Origin of the sequence: Sphingobacterium thalpophilum (genome assembly GCF_901482695.1) — a bacterium.
In the GTDB taxonomy this organism is placed as follows: domain Bacteria; phylum Bacteroidota; class Bacteroidia; order Sphingobacteriales; family Sphingobacteriaceae; genus Sphingobacterium; species Sphingobacterium thalpophilum.
In genome coordinates this window covers 1,532,901-1,552,712 of the sequence record NZ_LR590484.1, presented here as the reverse complement: position 1 = coordinate 1,552,712, position 19,812 = coordinate 1,532,901, and the positions used below count along the sequence as shown (strand labels likewise).

The window sequence follows — 19,812 nt, the reverse complement described above, 5'->3', positions numbered from 1 at the left end:
TTATACGCCGTCTGCGCACTCCTCTTGCTCCTTTGCTATCTACAAAGCCGAATAGGTATTGGGGTTGATCCCCAAAAAAGAGCAGATATCTTTGATGCGGCAATAACGTGCGGCAAGGGGATAATGCCTCCTGAATGCTTCTTTTTTTTCTTTGGAACTCATGTTGATCAGCCTTCCCCGAAAGGTGCGCTCTGACAACAGATGGGCGAGAATAGCGTTGAGCTGTTCGGAAAACCGCGGGTGACGCTGGATAATGCCGACAATATCGGGCTGACGGATCAGAATGGCCATGCTGTCCTGTTCGGCCTGAAAATAAATGTCTTCTTCGATGGGGGTATGATAGATGGCCTCATTCGCGCCGATAAAATCCAGCACTTCCGAGCAGATAGTACTTCCGGCAGTGTAATCGCGGCGTTTGATCACCATCCCCTCGAGCAGAATATGCAGATCATAAGGCTGTGCCAGCAGAATTTTTCCTTTCTTGATGGACTGGGGCTGTATCATGCTTTTGAGCTCCTGACGAAGAGCCGGCCCCACAGGGCCGGACTGTTCTAAGATGGCATAAAATTGATTTTCATAAGTTAGGTTGGTCATGGTACTAACTGTAATTGAATTGTATGATTAATAATCTGCTGTAGCTGGCGGTATCACTGCTCATGGGAGTAAAACGCTGTGTGACGCTGCCGGTCTTGCTATTGCCGCCGCCTTCTTCGGGGGGCTCACGTTCCAGTAGAATAGGAATGCGCAAGGCAATGGCCCCGGCGACCTGCGATGCAAAATAGTCCTGTGCAGCACTGCCCAGATCGGCTGCATACTGTAGCTGTGCTGCAGTCAGCTGAAAGCGCTCGGGCAGCCAGCCCAGAAGGTCGGTCTCAATATAAATTCTTTCCTCTTCGATCACGATAGGATGTTGCGCATAAAGATAATTTTGCCAGTTCCGGACGCCCGGTCCATCGAAACTGAATTGTTGATTTTCCATATGTATATCAAATTAAAACAGCCAATATACAGCCGAAAGCGCTCTTGAATGCCTGTTTTTGATCATTAAAAAATCCAATCCCGATTTTTTATCATCTAACCCACTCGATGATCCATCCAATCGGGTTTGGATAAATTGCTATTTATAGTTATATTGTGTTCCTAAAAGTGTTGGTTGATTAACATGTGCGCTGTATAACGAAATCGTTTATATTTTTCATGATGCCTTCTATTAAGTCCTATTTACAAGTTTTTCCGATTTTGTGGTGGTGTGGTTTATTGCTGATCGCTTCTGGGGCCGTGGCGCTCTTTCCTTTTGACAACATGTCCTTCGGTTATCTGATTAAACCGAATGTGCTGGTTGTGCTCGTCAATACCTTCTGTATCGGTGTTGCTATCCTCAGTATCGAGTTTTGGGTGGGTTATCAGGTTTTTATTTCGGGTTTTTGGCGGCGGGCGGCCGGTAGAGCGGTACTGATGCATGCCCTGGGCGGGGTGGCATTGCCTGCCATCATCGCCTTTGGATTGATTTTGCTCGTTTATCCGGCTTCTATTGTCGATGATCCGCGCTTCCAATGGGATATTTTATTTATGCTGCTGCTCTTGATCATACTGAACTACTGGCTGGCCAACCGAATACTCCAGTATGAACTCAAAATCGGGGCAGATGGCACACAGAAGCTGATCAATGATAGAGATCGTCTAGCACAGCAGATCGAATTTTTGAAATCGGAAATAGGCCATTATAAAAACGATGTCCAGCAGTATAAACTACTAACCGTTACGACCGATAAGACAGTCAATGGCCTCATCGAAGGTAAGAATATACTCGCTATGCAGCTGGATGAACTACGGATGGAAAACAGCCGCCAGCTGCAGCGGGTTCAACAGTTGGAGGACGAAAGAAGCCTTGAGGTCCGGGGGCGTGCCCGGGCCGAGGCGCGTAATCAGGAACTCCTGCTGGAGATCGCCGAACTCAGGGCATTGGCCCAGCAGAGTAGCGAGGCTGCTGCCCATCAAACGGATCGGTCGGAGACCGTATTTCACTTTAAGGTAAATGGTGCTGAAATTGCTATTTTCGAACAGGATATAGCGTATTGCTATGGCCATCATCGCAAAGGAGAGGATTCTTTTCAGGAAATTGTGCTGATGGATGGAACCAAATATCATCCGGGCTTGAAATCACTGAGCGATCTGCTCAAGATATTCCCCTCGCTCAAACATATCTCGCGCAATCACCTGATCTCGGGACAGGCCATAGTAAACTACGAGATGCTCCGGGGAAACACACCTGTACTAACAATTTTGCACCTTAAGGAACGGATTGAATATGGCGAATCGTATCGCAGGAAACAGGCGGGCTGGAAAAATTGGCTGGCGGCACAGCTCGCCATGAACCAGAAGAAAGCTGCTGCGATGTCTCCGGAACCGCTACCGCTGGAAAAAGCTCCGTAGCGGACGGACTGAGACGGATTGTCCGACGGGTGAATCAGCCCTCTCCTGCTGATTCGGCCTGGGGTTACATCAGGCTGTCCCGTACCTGCTGCTCATCCAGATAAAAATAGTTTGCAAATAGTTTGATGGGGATGGCCGTCCTTGGCGGCAGGGCATATGCCGCTCTGATATCTTCAAATACGCGGTAACACTGCCGCTCGGTTTTGCCCAGCAGGGGCGCCGCCTCCCGTGGGTAGATCAGCATTCGATTGTTCTTTTTCATTGTTTTGATTTTTGGAGGCTCCAAAAGTCATATCAGGCCGGGATAGGAAGGTGGATCAGGCATAGATAGAGCAGCGGTAAAGCAGTACCTAAGCATAAATACAGTACTTATAGTGTACTAAAACTGCACTTTCAATGCACTTACAGTGCACTTAGCATACACTTGGCCCATGTTGAAACGGTACATGGTGCAACGAGGCTCACCGCAACTGTTGTACTGGCTTATCGATGCTTGGTCTGTGCTTTACGGCTACTTGGTCATCGGGGCTGCAGCTATTGGTCTGATTCCTCTCCATGGCTTCAAGAGGCCATGTTAATAACTTGAAGGTACTCGTTTTTTTTGTAGTTAGCGGTCTTTTTTGGCCATTTTTTCCGCCCGTTGACATTTCTTCCAACCCTTTTCGGCCCTTTCAGCATCTTCGTCCTGTCAACATCAGATAATGTCATGGCAAAACAAGTCAGTTTAATCAAATTAAAAGGGAACGTCGGGGACCTTTCCTTTTTTAAATCAAAAACAATCGGTTATCAGGCGCGTATGAAGACCGGGGTTTCGGCCGAGCGCATCGCAACAGATCCTGCCTTTGCCCGCACCCGGGAAAATGGCAGCGAATTTGGCCGCGCACATCAGTATGGCAAGAAGCTACGGGATCTGCTGCGTGATGCACTGTTCCAAAATTCGGACAGTAAGTTTAGCAACCGTCTGGCAAATAGGTTTTTGAAAGTGATCCAAAGTGATATGGAAAGCGCCCGTGGCGAGCGGATCCTGAAGGCTCAAAATCTGGTCATGCTGCAGGATCTCGAATGCAATGACCGGGCCAAGCTGGGGGATATATCCCTGGTGCCCATCACGCTCGATTACGACCGCCTGAGCGGGGACGGCACGCTGGAGTGCATGGGGCTCATCCCGCACCTCAACATCGCCAAACTGCAGGGGGCCACGCATGTGCGCCATACGCTCGTGCTGCAGGAATTTAGTGGCGAGGACAGTGATCAGCGGCCGGTCATCAACAGGTCCACGTATATCGCGCTGCGCGATACTGCTCCGATGAATCTGCAGCTGACGGCCACGCTCCAGGCCGATGCAGCCAAGTCTGTCCTGCTGCTGGCGGGCATGGAATACTTCCAGCTGGTCAACGGCGCATATTATCCGCTGTCCAATGGGAGGTACAATGCGCTTACCATTAAACAGGTGTATGTGCCTTAGGGAAGGGTAAGCAGCCTGTAGGTGAAGACCGTAGATGGCGGGCGGCACTGCCCAAAGTCTACGGTGCTTTGGCTGCCCTTGATCGCTGTAATCTTTTAAAAATTATTATTCAGACAATGATGAGTTAAAACTAAAGAAATGCCAATCAAACACACCTTGAGGCTCCACCGGACTTATGGAACCCAGGGCACCAACGGAACCCTATATTACAATAACCAAAAGATCTGTCATACGATAGAACTGCCCGACCGCAACAATCAGCGGCGCCTGAGCTGTATTCCGGCAGGTACCTACAGACTTAAGAAACAGCAGTTCAGGAAAAATGGCGAGCAGATCGCCATTACCAATGTCCTGGGCCGCGAGGCCATCATGTTTCATGCGGCAAACGATGCCCAACGGGATCTGCAGGGCTGTATCGCACCGGTAACCACGCTCAAAGGCGAGGGGAGAGGTGAGGAAAGCCAGAAGGCACTCATTAAACTCAAAGCGCTTGTATATAGCCTCTGGGATATGAACGAAGAGGTGTTTCTCCATATATCCTAGCCAGCTGGATTTCAATGTTAAGTATCAGATCACTTAAAACTTAATGCAATGAAAAAAGTAATCCATAAAATCGGCCGGGCGCTTCAGGTAGTCTTATCGGCTCCGGTAAAATTACCGGGAAAGGTGCCGGCGTTTCTAAAATACTTGGCTATCGGCCTGGGCATCATGGAGACTGTCATTGATGAGGACCCGCCGATAAGCGGAAGCGAGAAGGCTGACCAACGTCCCGAAGATCAGGAGAATCTGCAAAAAGAACCCGAGCAGGATGTGAACAGGACAAGCCTGGCGGAGAAAGGAATGGAACATGAAACTCAATGATATACGCATGGGCGTCCTGGGAGGGACAATGTGTTCCTTATGGGCGAGTGTCTCTTTGGGCGACATGCTGCAGACGCTTTTGACAGCTGCACTGGGGACACTGGTCAGCTTCGCGACTAGCCAGTTACTTGGCAGATGGACCAAGCGTAAAAAGTGACATAAACAGTATCACAGCACCGGAAAGCTGTGCTGCGGTTTAAGTTTTAATTAATGATAGCCATGGCCGTGAAAATTTCAGATTTTCGCGGCCTTATTGCTTTGTCGATAGCGCAGATAGACAACGGTCTTATTGGTCTATCCCATACTTAGCTAAGGTCTGGACGCTAGTGTACCGTTACCGCGTTCTGGTGGAGACCATAGCGGTTTTTAAAGGTGACCGTGGCCAGTGCCGTCCCGTTACATACAGTTATTCTGTATTCCGTACTTCGCTGGAATTCCGTTATCTAAGTTATCAGATATTCGATCACAGTGAGCAATAAAAAGGCAGGAGCGAGAGAAAGGTCTTGAAAAAGGTCTTAAGAACGGTATAGAAAAAGGCAAGATTGAGGGCAAGATCGAAGGCAAGATTGAAATGCTGAGGGAGCTAGGTTTCACAATTGTTGAAATCTGCCAAAAGCTCGGCATGAGCAAGCCTGATGTGGAGAAGTTTGGTAAGAATGTAGGAATATGGCTTTTCCATAGATCAAGTTGCATTTAGTCAAATGAATAGAACTTACGTTATCAAAACTATACTGATGTAAAGTATACAGTTGTTGTCGATCAATTCGAAATAGACCTAAATAAACATAGCGATTTTATAAGGATGAAATGAGCCGACACGGATATCCGGATAAAACCTTTGGCATGTTTGTCAATAGCGACAGCCTCGTTCGGATAATAACAATTAGGGGAACTAAGCCTAAGAATGCCTATCCCTATGAAGGTGGCAGCGGGGCTGAGATGATTTTACAGATTTTATTTGCTAAATATTTTAGTTTTTTTCTATATTTGTATGGATAACCAAAAACTTAATAATGATGGCCAAATTGAAATATATTGGTAAATACGTTGATCCCAGTACCGACTTTGGTTGGAAGCTTTATTTCGGGCGTGAGGAAAATAAAATCCTCTTGATCGAATTCCTCAATAGCTTATTTGAAGGAGAGAAAATAATTTCTGATTTATTCTACAAATCCGTAGAATATGATGGTGATCAGGAAGATATGAGACGGGTCGTCTTGGATTTACATTGTATCGGAAATGATGGTGAGTTATTTATCATTGAAATGCAGCAATTATTCCAAGAATTTTTTAGGGATCGCGCTGTTTATTATACTTCGCGTCTGATTAATAAACAATTGTCAAGGGGAAAGAAAGGAAATGATTACTGTCTGCCTGAGGTGTATTTTATTGGTGTTTTAGAATTTAACCTGCATGGAGCGGATAAGGTCTTTTCCAGGGGCAATACCGCCCGCCCGTATTTTTATGATGTTGCTTTGTGTGACAAGAATACGCATGAAATTTTTTATGACAAGTTAGGGTACAAATTGGTTTCATTACCGATGTTTACTAAAAAACCGGCAGAGCTGGAAACAGTAATGGATCAATGGCTGTATGTACTTAAACACTTGAGCACCATGGATAAGTTGCCCTCATTTTTGGATAAAAGGATATTTGGTCTTATCTTTGAGGTAGGAGAAATAGGAAAATTAACGGAGGAGGATCGCATGTCATATGAATCAAGCCTAAAACATAAACGAGATGCCGAGAGCGTGTTTAATTCGGCTCTACGGTCGGGAGAAGCAATGGGGCATGCTAAAGGTCTCGCGAAAGGTCTCGCGAAAGGTCTTGAGAAAGGTCTTGAGAAAGGTCTCGCTAAAGGTCTAGCAGAAGGTCTTGAGAAAGGTCGTGCAGAAGGCCTTGCAGAGGGAGAACACAAACAGGCTATTGAATCTGCTCGGAAGATGTTGAGCAAGGGTTATAACGAGAAGGACATTAGTGAGGTTACCGGTCTTTCCGTTGATGAAATCGAAAAGCTCAAATAGCCTGGCTATTACATAAATATTGCTGAAGCCATTTCCGAAGGGGAGTGGCTTTTTTCTTCTGATCCGGAATAAGATAATAGGGTATTTAAAAATTACTTGATTGTTAAGATACAAAAATAGCTGCGTTTCCATGTGTCGACAAAACTCTTTCAGTCATTCTTTGCTGAGAAAGCTGCTTACTGCCAGTAGAGAGTTTACAAAATGAATACGATCTTGAATTATTGATATTTTATTTTCCATTTTGTGGTTAAAATCAAGATCAATTACTTCCTGCGGACGATGATACTGAACCCAGTTTTTTAGTTTTTATAACAACTATATGGAATGGGCTGAAAAGAAAAGGGACAGTCAAGGACAGGGCGGACTTAGTGTTATTTAATTTAATAATTTAATAACACGGATTCATTGCTAGAACTGGCCTGAATTTTTAATTTTGGCCAATTCATCCGGCACAATTAAATAGACATGTCCTTAAATAAGGAGAAATTTGATCAGCTATATTATCAATATCATCAATCTGTATTTCTTAACATAAGAAAATACATCAAAGATAATGATATCGCTCAGGATGTTTTACAGGAAGTATTTGTCTCCTTGTGGGAGAATAAAGACAACCTCTCCTATGAAAGGAATATTGCAGGCTGGCTTTTTGTCGTAAGTTCAAACAAAGCGATATCCTACTTTAAAAAACACATTAACAAAAATCTCTTTTTATCTATTGATGCATCCGAAATAGCAGATTTTTCTTTGGACGAATCCGAAGAACTGGCATCGCAGATATACGACATTCAGTGGTCAATTTTGGAAAAAGCTATCGATGATTTACCCCAAAAAAGAAGGGAAGTGTTTTGCCTGTGCAAGTTGCAAGGCTATTCTTATACAGATGTGGCCAGCCAGTTAGGTATATCTATAGAATCCGTAAAGGATTATATTAAGAAATCGAATAAAAGCATTATCAGATATATTGAAGAACACTATAACAGGGACGAAACTTTGATTCAGGGACTTTTGCTAATTCTCTTGATGGGTTGTTCGTTTTAATGGTTATTATGTTTTTTTGTGTTAACATTTTCTTGATATAAAATTAACCTCTATTCGACCCCCCTTTTTATCCATACCTGTGTATTTAGAATATTAGTATGAGCAAACGTATATCAAAATATTGGCAAGGACAGCTTGATCACCAGGAGATGAGAGCACTCCTGAAGGAACTTGATGAGAAGGAGATAGAGATCTCCGCTCTTAATAGTCCCTTGTTTGATTTGACAGAGGAAGAAATAGCAGAACCTTTGCCATACGATACCGAACTTATGTTAGCAAGCATCCATCTGAGAACAAATAAAATAACGCTAAAGCCAGCCAGAAGAATAAGCCAGTTGTACCGATGGTTTGCAGCGGCTTGTGCGCTATTTGTTCTGGGATTTCTATTCCACTACTACATTGGATCGGGAAACAGTGGTGGTAAGGAAGTGGCAGATAAAAAATGGACGTATGAGCAGTCGAACAATTCGGTCCAGAATATCCAGTTAAACTTACCTGATGGGTCTTCTGTGTCACTCTCCCCAAATAGTAGTATAAGATATCGATTTGAAGAGAAAACACACCGTAGGATGGTAGCGTTGGTCGGAGGGGCTGTCTTCGTCGTCCATAAAGACCCTAACGCTCCTTTCACTGTCTTCAATAATGGTTTTGAGACAACCGCATTGGGCACAGCATTTTCAGTTGACGATAAAAAGAGGAAGAATTTTGTTGAAATACATCTTTTGGAAGGCAAAGTAGTTGTCAAGAATACAACAAAAGGCTCCTTTAATATCAAGGATACTTATTTAAATCCTGGTGACAGGCTAAAGCTCGACTTGCAGGTCCGGTCGGCTACTTTAGAGCGGTATCAAGCCAGAGAAAAAAGGGAGCGGTCAAAGCCTCAATCTTTACGGGTAATTACTTCCCGGTTAAAGGATAATGGGAAAACTGATGATTTAAACTTTATACAAACATCGTTAGCTGAAGTATTTGAACGTGTTGGACAAGCCCGAAATATTTTGATCGTATTTTCTGAAGAAGATATCGCAGGCCTGACATTCACCGGAAATCTAAATAACATAACAAATATACATGTTTTACTGAATGGAATTTGCGCAACCAATCAATTAACATTTAAGTATGAAAATAATAAGTATACTATTGTAAAAACTGACTAAAAAGTAATCAAGTAAAATTTTATGGAAACACAAAAAAACGGCTTTCTGAGTCGAAAGGGTCTTCTATTGTCCAAAATAAAGCAACGTTGCAGGACGCTTGTTAATTTAGAAGGCGCGGTAGTCGCTTATGGAAGCTTATTGTTGATGTGCATGTTATCGCTGGGGAGCTATGCTCAAAACAAAGCAGCTGGACTCATCAAAGGTGTTGTGATCGATGAGCAAGGGAATCCGCTTTCATCGGTTACCGTATCTATTTTAGATAGCCTGGGGGGAGTTATATCCAACCAGTCGACTACCGCAAATGGAATGTTCGAGATAAAGCAATTGCTTGTTGGAGATACGGTTTTTGTAAACTTTAATTCTGTCGGTTTCAAAACACAGCAGCTAAAAAATTTCATCGTAAAGGGAAATGACAACAATTCTTTGTTGATAACGCTGGCCAAAGACAATACCAATCTGGATGAAGTGGTAGTGGTTGGATTTGGAAAACAGCGTAAGATTACCCTGACGGGAGCTGTTGCTTCAGTAGAAACGAAAGAACTAAAGCAGTCTGCGGTATCTAATCTTTCAAGCGCGTTGGTGGGAAGGCTGCCGGGGCTGATCGCGAGACAATCTTCCGGTGAGGCTGGTGCAAATGGCTCTTCGATTTGGCTACGTGGCCAATCAACTTATTCGGGCGGCAATGGACCCTTGATCATGATTGATGGGGTGCCCCGCGATGGCTTTGAATTCATAGATCCCAATGAAGTAGAGTCCATCACGATTTTAAAGGATGCATCTTCTACAGCGGTTTATGGGGTGCGGGGCGCCAATGGTGTCGTCTTGGTGACAACAAAAAGGGGAAATGAGGGAAAACCAAATGTGCAATTCAGTTATGAAAATGCGATTAATGAACCGACAAGACTCCCAGAATACCCGAATTCAGTCGACTATTTCCGCTACTACCGAAGAGGATTGATCAATGATGGCCGTTATTCAGAGGCTGAAATCTATACAGACGAGTACATTTCCCGATTCGACCGCTCCATTCACTGGGATCCATCTCTACAGTATGAATATTTGTATCCGAGTGTCAGCTGGCTCGACTATATGTTGAAGGACTATTCTTGGCGTCGGACAGCGAATGTAAATGTAACTGGTGGGGGAGACCGTTTCAAATATTTTGTATCGGGATCTTATATGAATGAGAATGGTATTTATGCCCATGATGATGCAATAAAAGAGTATAATATTCAGGCAAATGAACAGCGTTTTAATTTTAGGTCTAATATTGATTTGAAAATCAGCGATATCTTTAATGCGGAGCTAGGATTAGCTACCATTGTGCGTAACCGGAATTATCCAACACCGACATCAACTGATTTTTTTACTTCTTTAAAATATACTGCTCCTTATGAAATGCCTGTGTTCAATCCCGATGGATCGATCGCTGAACCGGCTCGGGGAAGCAGTAATCCCTATGCCCAATTAACACAACGCGGGTACAAACGTATGTTGACACCCTACCTACAGGGAACAGTGGGGGTGACTGCCAAGCTTGATTTTCTGACGAAAGGTTTGTCGGCACGGACTCGATTTTCTTATGATGCAAAAAATGAAGGCGGATTTAGAAGAACCAAAAATTATTGGTCTTATCAATATGAGGGGGATGATAAATACAGTCAAGTAAAACAGGGCCAAGATTTTTTGAATTACGAGCCTGCATATGATAACTATGAATTGAATATCAATCCTGAGTTTTATATCAACTACAACCGGAAATTTGGTGCACATGACCTAACAGGTATGATCTTATATCGACTGACTAGCAAATCAAAACGTGCCGACAATTATATTGATGCTTTGCCGTATCGTGAACAGGGATTGGTATCGCGTTTGGCCTACAGTTATCAGGACCGGTATTTTGCAGAAGCCAATTTTGGGTACAATGGCTCTGAAAACTTTATTAAAGGGCGCCGTTTTGGTTTCTTTCCATCTTTTTCCATCGGATGGGCAATCAACCGAGAAAACTTCCTAAAAGATGCTGCATGGCTCGATCTACTAAAGATCAGGGCTTCACATGGTAAGGTTGGAAACCAGGATCCACAGACACGCTTTGCTTACCAGAGTAAATGGAACCTTGCAAGTGGCGGCTATACCTTCGGCTATGATTACCAGACGGGAATGAGTGGCGCTATTGAAGAAAAAATTGGCAACGAACTCGTTACCTGGGAAACTGCACGGATGACTAACATTGGTTTAGATATCAATATCAAAAATGGGCTATTCGAATTTACAGGAGACATCTTCAAAGAACGTAGAAAAGATATCTTTACAACTTCTTCGAGGATCAGTTCAGCCCTATTGGGTATTCCGGCAGGGCTATTGCCGACAGTAAATGCGGGCGTAGTTGAAAACAGAGGTTTTGAGCTGGACCTAAGGCATAGCCTACGTATCAGCAAAGACTTTAGCTATTTTCTAAGGGCGAACTATACCTATGCAAAAAACAAAATTCTGGATTATCTCGAAGAACCATCTTCAGACCGTCCCTGGCAGACACGCAAGGGGCGTCAGCTGACCGACATACAGACTTATATTTCAGAAGGATACTTCAAAGACCGGGATGATATTGCCAACTCGCCCTCACAGTCGTTTTTTGGTGTGGCCCAACCGGGAGATATTAAGTATCGTGATATCAACGGCGATGAGAAGATTGATTCTTATGACCTTACATATTTAGGTAAATCATCCGAACCGACCTCAATTTTGGGTGCAGCAATGGGATTTTCCTATAAAGGGTTGGATATCTCAGCACTATTCCAAGGTGGTTTTGGACGTAGTGTATTTATCGATGGTTGGACCATGTTTGGTGCTAATCTGGAATTTAGACAGGTAATGAAGGTCGTCGCTACGGACTATTGGACACCGGAAAACCAACAGGCAACATTTCCACGGCCGATGAGCCAAAAGACACCCAATAATACGCAGCGTAGCACTCATTATTTAAGAAACGGAAATTATGTTCGCCTGAAAAATATGGAAATCGGATTTACGCTTCCGCAACATTGGTCCCGGAAAATTGCGGCTTCTAAGGTCCGCCTCTATGTTAACGGAAATAATCTATTTACATGGGATAAAGTAAAGTTGTTCGATCCTGAGGAAAATTACGGATCGCCTGGTTATCCATTGATGGCCACTTATAATTTTGGTGTAAACGTTGGTTTTTAACTTGAAAAAATGAAAATAAAAATTAATATTCTTACAATCGGGATGGCTGTTTCGGCCGTGCTGACAATCGTCGGGTGCAGCAAATTTTTGGATGTTGTGCCCTCTGAATTCCATAAAGAGGAAAATGTATTTGAAGATATCAAACAAGCCGAAAAAGAAGTTACCAGACTCTATGATAACCTGCCGATCTATTTTGATGCAAATGGGGGGAGTAATAATATCCTGTCGCCATCCTCGGATGAAACCTACCATAATTGGGATCAGAGTAATGCCCGTCTTTATGAGCAAGGCGCTTGGAACCCTGTGACAAACCCATTAGGCAATTGGGAGGAAACTTATCAAAACGTACGCATTGCCTACCACTTTCTAGAAAATATTGATCAGGTACCTGTATTGAACGATGCACAACGTGAACGTTATCTGACAGTGGTCATACCACGCTATAAATGTGAGGTTAAGTTCCTTTTGGCATTCTATTATTTTGAACTCTTTAAACGATATGGGGCCGTACCGCTAATTGACCGTCATTATAGTGTTTTGGATATGGATGAGGTATTGAGAAAAGACCGTAGACCTGTCGACGAAGTAGTTAACTTTATCGTAAAGCTCTGTGATGAGGCTGCATCGGGATTGCCTTTATCTTATGAGGATGACTTAAGTGAATATGGCAGGGCAACTAAAGGAGCGGCATTGGCATTAAAAGCAAAGACACTTTTGTATGCGGCGAGCCCGCTTTTTAATGGAGGGGAGCTTGATGGTAAGGGGATTACAGTCAATGGGCAGGATGTGAAGACAACTTTACTCGCGGTAAAAAACAGTGATGGGACGGCGTTATTTCCACAGCAATATGATAAAGAAAAATGGAAAAAAGCAGCGGATGCAGCGAAGGAAGTGATTGATCTCGGTATGTATAGCCTCCATAGTATTCAGCAGGAATTGTTTTACATACGTAACCGTACGGAGGTGATCTGGCACAAACAGATCGGCTCGCGTACTGCGGGTAGTTGGGATGCGAAGTTGATGCCCAATGGTACGGACTACGGCAGTCAGGGATCTCTCAGCGTTACCAATGCTTTCGTAGATTCGTACGAAATGAAAAATGGTTTACCAATAGATGATCCCCGCTCTGGATATGTGCGCGACGCCTGGACGGATACAACCATGAATGTGTTTAGAAACCAAAAGTGGCAAAAAGTCGATGTTCGGATCAGGAGTCTTTACCATAATCGTGATCCGCGTATGTATACGGATATCTACTTTAACGGACAACCGCTTTTACACCGTAATGTGATCACGGAATACGTGACCAATCTTGGAAATAATAATGATGGTTGGGGAGGTAAAACAGGACAGAACACGCGCACTGGATATTATGTACAGAAAACTGTAGCGCCTACGCAAGACCCTAAAAATAAAGCTATAAGCAATATGCGTAACGGAATTTATATCCGGTTGGCTGAGGTCTACCTTTGGTATGCCGAAGCAATGAACGAATATCTGGATGCTCCCAGTCAAGATGTATACGTAGCAATCAATCAGGTCAGGAAGCGTGTTGGTATGCCTGAACTTCCTATTTCCTCACGCGCAGAAGATCTTACCAAAGCAGGGATGCGAACGAGGATCAGAAATGAACGTAAGATCGAATTGTTTACGGAAGGACATCGATTTTTTGATATCCGGCGTTGGCTTATCGCACATACGGATGAATGCACGGAGTTGATAGGATTAAATATCAATGCTTCGGGAGAGAGTTTCTACAAGCCTACCGCATTTAAAAACGGAAAACGTGTGTTTACAATTAACCACTATTTGATGCCTTTGCCTACGGCAGAGGTCATGAAAGCTCCTGGAGTGCTGATTCAAAACTATGGTTGGTAATGTCTAGAAATTCAATTATATAATTGCTGTCATAGTTTCTGTGGCAGTAGGGTATTTAAAATAATTTGGCTATTTTTAAATAAGGATTTCTTTATTTAATTTTGTGAGGCCAATTTTAAATAAGTGCTTATTCTATTTAAAATTTCATCGTAATTTTATTTCAATGAAAGATTTCAAACCAGGAAATATATCAATCAAGGTTATTATAAAAGCTTTCAGCCCACTGAACTTAACAAACAATGGCTATTGGATGATATGGAGATACAACAATTGCTATCAAATGCCGATCGACAGATGGGAAGATTAGATATGTATTCTGAATACATTCCTAATATAGATTTGTTCATCAGCATGCATGTGGCCAAGGAAGCTACACAAAGTAGCAAAATCGAGGGTACACAAACCAATATAGAGGTTATTATTGTTATGGCCTGTTAAAAGTCTTTAGAGGAAGATAGCGAATAAAGGCAAGCGTTGAAGAGGGGATTTCAATCGCGCAGAAGCTCAAGAAACGGGTATGATTGTAGCCGATATCGCTGAAGGTATCGGCCTTTCGTTGAGAAAAATCGAAAGCTCAAATAGCTTGGCTATTACATAAATATTGCTGAAGCCATTTCCGGAGGGGAGTGGCTTTTTTTATATTAAGCTGCTGTGGAGACTGTACAGGTGCTCATATAATAGTATGATCTTTTTCTGAAGATGGATAATTTCGTCGTCGCGCTGTTGTATCTTTTCCGAAAGTACTTTTACCTTATCAGCCTCCTCTTCAACCTCTTCTGATCCAGAATAAGATAATAGCTGTACGGTTGTCAAATTAAATAACTCTGCGATTTGGTTTAACCGTGAGAGATTAAGGTCTGTAATTCCTGCTTCTATTTTTGATAATGAGGGAATTGATATTTGTAATCTCTGTGCAACATCATGTTGGGTCCAGCCCCTTTGCTGCCTAAGTAATCGAATTGCTTTTGCTACCATGGTTATTTAAAAATTAATTGAATGTTAAGATACAAAATTCTGCGCTTCTGTTCGCTGACAAATTTATTTCAATCATTCTTTGCTGGAACATGTATCATCCAAGAATGCCAAAATAGCGGAGATTGGATTTTCTGTTGTCTATGGTTCACTTTGACGTAATCCGTAAACAGTGATTCATAAAGAACTTAATAACCGTGAAGAAGATGGGCCAATAATTGGAGATGAATGTTAAAGAAATTGCATACACATTCAATTACGAGAACCACGGCTATTTTGTCCGCTTTTTTACGAAACATAAAGGAATATCACCCACCAGTTTCAGAAAGCAATTTTAAAAGTATATTCTCCGATATATTTTCATGAAAAGCACAGCCATTCGGTTGTGCTTTTTTTATGTTTATCTCTTTCTGCCACCTAAAAATATACAGTTCCGTAAATGAATGCACTCTTTTTGGGCAAAAAGTGCAATTCAAAGCGAAAGCTGTCCATTGTAAGGCCTGAAGAATAAGAGCAACTTTGTATTATCAAAAATAACAACAACAATAAATAGTTAAAGATCATGAAAAAATTAGTTTTAGCAGTCGTATTATTGACAACCTTCATTTCAAATATTGTATTATCACAAACTAAAAGAACTCCTGCATCCTTTGGAAGAGAAGAATATATTGAAGTGGAGAAAAATGTAAAACTCCATGTAACCGACCTTGGTGAGGGAGAGCCCATTGTTTTGATTCACGGATGGCCCCTGAGCGATGCGATGTATGAATATCAATCTGCTGATTTTATCCAAAAAGGCTATCGTGTAATCGGTATTACGTTAAGAGGTTTCGGATTGTCTGATAAACCCGGAGGCAAATATAATTACGATGTGTTTGCCGATGATATCAAAGTTGTTTTGGACAAATTGGATATTAAAAATGCTACAATGGGCGGATTTTCGATGGGGGGCGCCACAGTGATCCACTATGTAGCCAAATACAACGCTGCTCACGTTTCAAAAATGGCATTATTTGGAGCGGCAGCACCAATTTGGACAAAGCGTGCAGACTTTAATTATGGGCTATGGACCAAGGAAGACGTTAACGGATTGATCAATCTGAACAATACCAACCGTCCGGAATTATTCGCCACATTTGGTAAGATATTTCCTGCCAATGAGACCAGCGTTTCTCAAGGTCACGGCGCTTGGTTAGGCGGCATCCAGGCTCAGGCATCACCTTATGCAATGGCTGAAGGATTGAAAACTTTGAGAGATACTGATCTGCGTAATGATTTGAAAAAAATAACAATTCCTACTTTGATCCTACACGGTAAATTAGATAAAATCTGTTCTTTTGACCTGGCAGAACAAATGAATATCTTACTAAAGAATTCAACTTTAGTTCCTTTCGAAAAAAGTGGTCATGCACTCTTCATCGAAGAATTGGATAAATTTAACGGCGAATTATTAAACTTCATCAAAAAATAAGGGAATTACAGGATGAGGTTAGTCTACAGCTAACCTCATTTTTTTACTATTAAAATTACCTGAAATGCACAGACTTATCATACTTTTCCTCGCGCTGACATTATTATCCTGCAGTACCAAAAGGCAAATCATAGCATTAAAACATAAGGGTTTGCCAAAAGAAGTGGGACCTTACAGCCATTCGACCAATTACGGTGATCTCATTTTTGTATCGGGTCAAATTGGCTTAGACCCAAAAACCAATACGATAAAAAACGATATAGAAGAACAAACGGTTCAGATTATGGAAAATGTAAAGATTATCTTAGAAAATAACCAATCCGACTTCCAACACATTACCAAGACCACGATCTTTTTAACAGATATAAAACAGTTTGAAACCATTAATAAAATTTATGAGCGTTATTTTACGAATAATTTGCCGGCAAGAAGTACGGTCGAAGTTTCTTCCTTAGCTAAGAATGCGAGTATCGAAATTGAATGTATTGCTGTTAAACGTTGATAAAAGCTGCTGTAAAAAGGTGGATTATTTTGTCAGAACTATGCAAATGATATAAAAGGCGAAAGCCTAAAACACCATTAGCTGAGAGCCTGACAGCTTATTAATTCTCGATGAAGGGATCTCATTCTTGGTTTATTGTTCTGGGGCCAAAAGCAAATAATAATTGTATTATCAGATTCTCAAACTTTCAACAGGATTTGTTGTAGCTGCACGATACGTTTGCCAAAAAATGGTGAAGAATGTTGTCAGAAAAACGATCACTGCGGCAATTCCCATCATCCACCATTCCATTTGTACCCTATATGCATAAGTCTGCAACCAAGAGTTCAGGAGTATCCAGGCCATGGGGGCGGACATCGCAAATGCCAGGGCGACCAGCTTAATGAAATCCGACGAAATGAGCATTATGACGCTCCATACCGATGCCCCTAAGACCTTACGGATTCCGATCTCCTTAACCCTCCTTGCAGTGGCAGACAGTGCCAGCGCGAAAAGCCCCATACAGGAAATGACGATGGCGATACCGGAGCCTATCATTACGATCTTTGAAAATGTCCGGTCCTTTCTATATAGGTTATTTGCATTCTCATCCAGATAGGATGCCGGATTGGTGGCATTCGGATTAACCTTTTTCCATACCGCCCAAATATTTTCCATTGTTTTAGGAAGAAAATCCGTCTCTACCTTGATAAAGATATATTCAATATCTGATGCATTTCCATTAATGGAAAGACTCAATGGTTCCACTTTCTTCCGCAGATGCTGAAAGTGAAAGTCATCGACTACTCCAATAACCGTACTCCCACCGTTGAGCGCAATCTTTTTCCCTAAAATCCGTTCAATGCCGCCCATCTGCTCTGCCATCTTGCGATTAACGATCACGGCAGCGGTATCTGTATGCATAGTACGGTCGAAATCACGCCCCGCAAGTAACCTGATTTCCAGAGTCTTGAAAAAATCATAATCCACGCGCATATAATTGGTACTGTAATCCCTGTCTTCCTGTGAAAACTTCAAAATGCTACTTCGCAAGGTACCATCGCTGCCCAGCCCCAGGTTTGCGTCAGATGCGCTCAAGGATTTTATCCATGTCTCCTTCGAGAGCTCTGCCCGCATCCTTTCCAATGCCTGTCCTTTGTCGATCCCCTTACCTATCGGAATACTGATGACCTCAGTTGCATTATATCCGAGGGAACGGGTTGCCAGGTATTCAATCTGTGAACTGACGACAATTGACGAAATGATAAAAAGAATCGTTATGGAAAACTGGAGCACTGTCAGTCCGCTCCTTAGCCTGGACGATTTGATGGTAACGTCTCCCCTTAAAGATTCATTCGAGCTCATACGGGCAATTTTGAAGGCAGGATATCCACCGGCCAGCAGGGTAACCGATAAAAAAGCACCGATAAAAAAGATTAGGGTTTCGGGGGAGAACAATGAAGATAGTTCAAGCCTGTAGTTTAACATTGAATTGTATTCGGAAAGGGCCAGCCAAGCAAAGAACAGACCAATGATCAAAGACAGGAAGCATACAAAGAACGTTTCCAACCATAAATGGACCGCTAGATCTTTGCGCGTTGCTCCAAGTATCTTCCTTGTGCCGATCTCCCTGCTGCGCTGCAAAGAACCCGCGAGCGTAAGACTGACAAAATTCGTACATGCCGTTATCAGGATGAGTCCCGCCACTGCCAGCAATATCCATGGATAGAAAGACGGTGGGCCGCCCGAAATACCGAAACTGTTGAGATGATAGTCCTTGATGGAAATGAGGTTGAGGGAAAACAGATCCCCCAGTTCCTCCGAACTTCCGCCTGAGTTTTTCCGTCCAACGATCTCATCTCTGTAATGGAGTTCGGTGAATGCCCTGGTTTCTCGCGCAAAATCGATGTTCTCTACGGTTCTATCCCGGAGCTTTAATATAACATCATGGTTCTGGGAAGTCCAGTTATCCCTGTCCGTCCTATAGTTTGGTTGAAGTTCGAACCTTAAGAGTGAACTGAAGCGGATGCTGGAATTTTGAGGAGTCTCGCCAAGGACGGCTGAAATGACCTTCTGCTCCCAAGTTCCGTCAATGTTGACGCTAACCATCCTTCCAATGACGTCGACAGATCCGAACAGGTTACGGGCCATGTTTTCCTCTATTGCTATATTTCCGATGTCATTTAATGCATTTTTATCACCTGAAATAAGAGGAAAGGAAAATATCGACAGGAAGTCATCGTCCACATACCTGCTAGTGGATACCAACTCCCTATCGCCGTTCTTCAGTAGAATACTCCCGCTGGCCATCCTGCTGATGTATTCAATTCCGGCGATCTCTTCCTTAAGGGCAGGAGCCAAGGGAGCTGCCATTGAGGAATTGTACCTCGCCCCGTTTTCATCGTAGCTCTTGCTATATAGCCAACCGATACGCTCCGCATCTTCATGAAAGCTATCGTAGGACAGTTCAAACCTGGCCGTAAGGAACAGCAATATCGCCGTCGCCAAAGACACTGACATCCCAACAACGTGTACGATGCTTACCGTTCCGCGTTTTAGCATTGCGCGTAAAATGACCCTTAAATTTACCATTTCAGTAGGTTTATCGATTATTTATACCAAGATCAGCCTGCAACCATGGCCTGCACAATCCGGAAAGTGTCCTTAAATTGATTGAATTCGGAAATTCTTCCTTCTTCTATTCTGTATTCGGCAAAGAACGGTACTTTAAAAGCATTCCTGCTGGCCCTATCGTCCCGGAATAGTATCCCTTTACAAAAACCGTTTCCCCAAAGGCGAAAAAATCGTTGGCAACAGATTGC

The 19,812-nt window shown here is 42.9% G+C and carries 19 protein-coding genes; 14 read left to right on the top strand and 5 right to left on the bottom strand.

Going from position 1 to position 19,812, the window contains the following annotated elements; all coding sequences use genetic code 11:
* Nucleotides 1–39 precede the first annotated feature (39 nt).
* Both FGL37_RS06625 and FGL37_RS06620 read right to left on the bottom strand, forming a co-directional pair.
* Complete coding sequence (locus FGL37_RS06625) at nt 40–594, bottom strand: cyclic nucleotide-binding domain-containing protein (protein ID WP_028069310.1); 555 nt, start codon at nt 592–594, stop codon at nt 40–42.
* A 4-nt stretch (nt 595–598) separates the two neighbouring features.
* On the bottom strand, nt 599–979 hold the full coding sequence (locus FGL37_RS06620; protein ID WP_028069309.1) for a hypothetical protein: 381 nt from the start codon (nt 977–979) through the stop codon (nt 599–601).
* A gap of 218 nt (nt 980–1,197) precedes the next feature.
* On the opposite strand from FGL37_RS06620, the gene FGL37_RS06615 reads away from it, so the two are divergent.
* Nucleotides 1,198–2,433 carry a hypothetical protein gene (locus FGL37_RS06615; protein WP_028069308.1) on the top strand — a complete coding sequence of 412 codons (1,236 nt, stop codon included), beginning with the start codon at nt 1,198–1,200 and terminating at the stop codon, nt 2,431–2,433.
* A 64-nt stretch (nt 2,434–2,497) separates the two neighbouring features.
* On the opposite strand, the gene FGL37_RS06610 is transcribed toward FGL37_RS06615, so the two are convergent.
* The gene (locus tag FGL37_RS06610; protein WP_028069307.1) at nt 2,498–2,695 is read right to left on the bottom strand and encodes a hypothetical protein; all 198 of its coding nucleotides are present in this window, start codon (nt 2,693–2,695) and stop codon (nt 2,498–2,500) included.
* 444 nt (nt 2,696–3,139) lie between these two features.
* Here FGL37_RS06610 and FGL37_RS06605 point away from each other — a divergent pair, with 444 nt between their 5' ends.
* From FGL37_RS06605 to FGL37_RS26085, 10 genes are all read left to right on the top strand, one after another.
* Nucleotides 3,140–3,898 carry a hypothetical protein gene (locus FGL37_RS06605; RefSeq protein WP_028069306.1) on the top strand — a complete coding sequence of 253 codons (759 nt, stop codon included), beginning with the start codon at nt 3,140–3,142 and terminating at the stop codon, nt 3,896–3,898.
* Nucleotides 3,899–4,036: 138 nt separating this feature from the next.
* Nucleotides 4,037–4,441: a DUF5675 family protein gene (locus tag FGL37_RS06600; protein ID WP_028069305.1), complete on the top strand. Its 405-nt coding sequence runs from the start codon at nt 4,037–4,039 to the stop codon at nt 4,439–4,441.
* Between the two features lie 48 nt (nt 4,442–4,489).
* On the top strand, nt 4,490–4,759 hold the full coding sequence (locus FGL37_RS06595) for a hypothetical protein (RefSeq protein ID WP_028069304.1): 270 nt from the start codon (nt 4,490–4,492) through the stop codon (nt 4,757–4,759).
* Entirely contained in the window at nt 4,746–4,916 is a 171-nt protein-coding gene (locus FGL37_RS25345; protein WP_160169477.1) for a hypothetical protein, read from the top strand. Before FGL37_RS06595 ends, FGL37_RS25345 begins: the two co-directional genes overlap by 14 nt.
* 868 nt (nt 4,917–5,784) lie before the next feature.
* A complete protein-coding gene (locus FGL37_RS06590) occupies nt 5,785–6,783 on the top strand; it encodes an Rpn family recombination-promoting nuclease/putative transposase (RefSeq protein ID WP_160169476.1) in 999 nt (332 codons plus the stop codon).
* 465 nt (nt 6,784–7,248) lie between these two features.
* Nucleotides 7,249–7,824: an RNA polymerase sigma factor gene (locus FGL37_RS06585; RefSeq protein WP_028069301.1), complete on the top strand. Its 576-nt coding sequence runs from the start codon at nt 7,249–7,251 to the stop codon at nt 7,822–7,824.
* Nucleotides 7,825–7,922: 98 nt separating this feature from the next.
* Nucleotides 7,923–8,981: a FecR family protein gene (locus FGL37_RS06580; protein WP_028069300.1), complete on the top strand. Its 1,059-nt coding sequence runs from the start codon at nt 7,923–7,925 to the stop codon at nt 8,979–8,981.
* 21 nt (nt 8,982–9,002) lie between these two features.
* The gene (locus FGL37_RS06575) at nt 9,003–12,188 is read left to right on the top strand and encodes a SusC/RagA family TonB-linked outer membrane protein (RefSeq protein WP_051606677.1); all 3,186 of its coding nucleotides are present in this window, start codon (nt 9,003–9,005) and stop codon (nt 12,186–12,188) included.
* 9 nt (nt 12,189–12,197) lie between these two features.
* Nucleotides 12,198–14,066: a RagB/SusD family nutrient uptake outer membrane protein gene (locus FGL37_RS06570; protein ID WP_028069298.1), complete on the top strand. Its 1,869-nt coding sequence runs from the start codon at nt 12,198–12,200 to the stop codon at nt 14,064–14,066.
* A gap of 255 nt (nt 14,067–14,321) precedes the next feature.
* Nucleotides 14,322–14,504 (top strand): Fic/DOC family N-terminal domain-containing protein, encoded by a 183-nt coding sequence (locus tag FGL37_RS26085; protein WP_037532723.1) that lies wholly within the window; start codon nt 14,322–14,324, stop codon nt 14,502–14,504.
* Between the two features lie 198 nt (nt 14,505–14,702).
* Here the strand turns inward: FGL37_RS26085 and FGL37_RS06560 are convergent, their stop codons facing one another.
* Nucleotides 14,703–15,041 carry a helix-turn-helix domain-containing protein gene (locus tag FGL37_RS06560; protein WP_037532721.1) on the bottom strand — a complete coding sequence of 113 codons (339 nt, stop codon included), beginning with the start codon at nt 15,039–15,041 and terminating at the stop codon, nt 14,703–14,705.
* 221 nt (nt 15,042–15,262) lie between these two features.
* Here FGL37_RS06560 and FGL37_RS26080 point away from each other — a divergent pair, with 221 nt between their 5' ends.
* From FGL37_RS26080 to FGL37_RS06545, 3 genes are all read left to right on the top strand, one after another.
* Complete coding sequence (locus tag FGL37_RS26080) at nt 15,263–15,376, top strand: helix-turn-helix domain-containing protein (protein WP_138096714.1); 114 nt, start codon at nt 15,263–15,265, stop codon at nt 15,374–15,376.
* Between the two features lie 224 nt (nt 15,377–15,600).
* A complete protein-coding gene (locus FGL37_RS06550) occupies nt 15,601–16,509 on the top strand; it encodes an alpha/beta fold hydrolase (RefSeq protein ID WP_028069296.1) in 909 nt (302 codons plus the stop codon).
* 151 nt (nt 16,510–16,660) lie between these two features.
* The gene (locus FGL37_RS06545) at nt 16,661–17,011 is read left to right on the top strand and encodes a RidA family protein (RefSeq protein ID WP_197734454.1); all 351 of its coding nucleotides are present in this window, start codon (nt 16,661–16,663) and stop codon (nt 17,009–17,011) included.
* A gap of 171 nt (nt 17,012–17,182) precedes the next feature.
* Here FGL37_RS06545 and FGL37_RS06540 read toward each other — a convergent pair whose 3' ends face one another.
* Nucleotides 17,183–19,582 (bottom strand): ABC transporter permease, encoded by a 2,400-nt coding sequence (locus FGL37_RS06540; protein WP_081817827.1) that lies wholly within the window; start codon nt 19,580–19,582, stop codon nt 17,183–17,185.
* Nucleotides 19,583–19,812 lie beyond the last annotated feature (230 nt).

Coding starts and splice junctions, on each gene's coding strand:
- FGL37_RS06625 (WP_028069310.1), bottom strand. CDS start 594: ATGACCAACCTAACTTATGAAAATCAATTTTATGCCATCTTAGAACAG.
- FGL37_RS06620 (WP_028069309.1), bottom strand. CDS start 979: ATGGAAAATCAACAATTCAGTTTCGATGGACCGGGCGTCCGGAACTGG.
- FGL37_RS06615 (WP_028069308.1), top strand. CDS start 1,198: ATGATGCCTTCTATTAAGTCCTATTTACAAGTTTTTCCGATTTTGTGG.
- FGL37_RS06610 (WP_028069307.1), bottom strand. CDS start 2,695: ATGAAAAAGAACAATCGAATGCTGATCTACCCACGGGAGGCGGCGCCC.
- FGL37_RS06605 (WP_028069306.1), top strand. CDS start 3,140: ATGGCAAAACAAGTCAGTTTAATCAAATTAAAAGGGAACGTCGGGGAC.
- FGL37_RS06600 (WP_028069305.1), top strand. CDS start 4,037: ATGCCAATCAAACACACCTTGAGGCTCCACCGGACTTATGGAACCCAG.
- FGL37_RS06595 (WP_028069304.1), top strand. CDS start 4,490: ATGAAAAAAGTAATCCATAAAATCGGCCGGGCGCTTCAGGTAGTCTTA.
- FGL37_RS25345 (WP_160169477.1), top strand. CDS start 4,746: ATGAAACTCAATGATATACGCATGGGCGTCCTGGGAGGGACAATGTGT.
- FGL37_RS06585 (WP_028069301.1), top strand. CDS start 7,249: ATGTCCTTAAATAAGGAGAAATTTGATCAGCTATATTATCAATATCAT.
- FGL37_RS06580 (WP_028069300.1), top strand. CDS start 7,923: ATGAGCAAACGTATATCAAAATATTGGCAAGGACAGCTTGATCACCAG.
- FGL37_RS06575 (WP_051606677.1), top strand. CDS start 9,003: ATGGAAACACAAAAAAACGGCTTTCTGAGTCGAAAGGGTCTTCTATTG.
- FGL37_RS06570 (WP_028069298.1), top strand. CDS start 12,198: ATGAAAATAAAAATTAATATTCTTACAATCGGGATGGCTGTTTCGGCC.
- FGL37_RS26085 (WP_037532723.1), top strand. CDS start 14,322: ATGGAGATACAACAATTGCTATCAAATGCCGATCGACAGATGGGAAGA.
- FGL37_RS06560 (WP_037532721.1), bottom strand. CDS start 15,041: ATGGTAGCAAAAGCAATTCGATTACTTAGGCAGCAAAGGGGCTGGACC.
- FGL37_RS26080 (WP_138096714.1), top strand. CDS start 15,263: ATGAATGTTAAAGAAATTGCATACACATTCAATTACGAGAACCACGGC.
- FGL37_RS06550 (WP_028069296.1), top strand. CDS start 15,601: ATGAAAAAATTAGTTTTAGCAGTCGTATTATTGACAACCTTCATTTCA.
- FGL37_RS06540 (WP_081817827.1), bottom strand. CDS start 19,582: ATGGTAAATTTAAGGGTCATTTTACGCGCAATGCTAAAACGCGGAACG.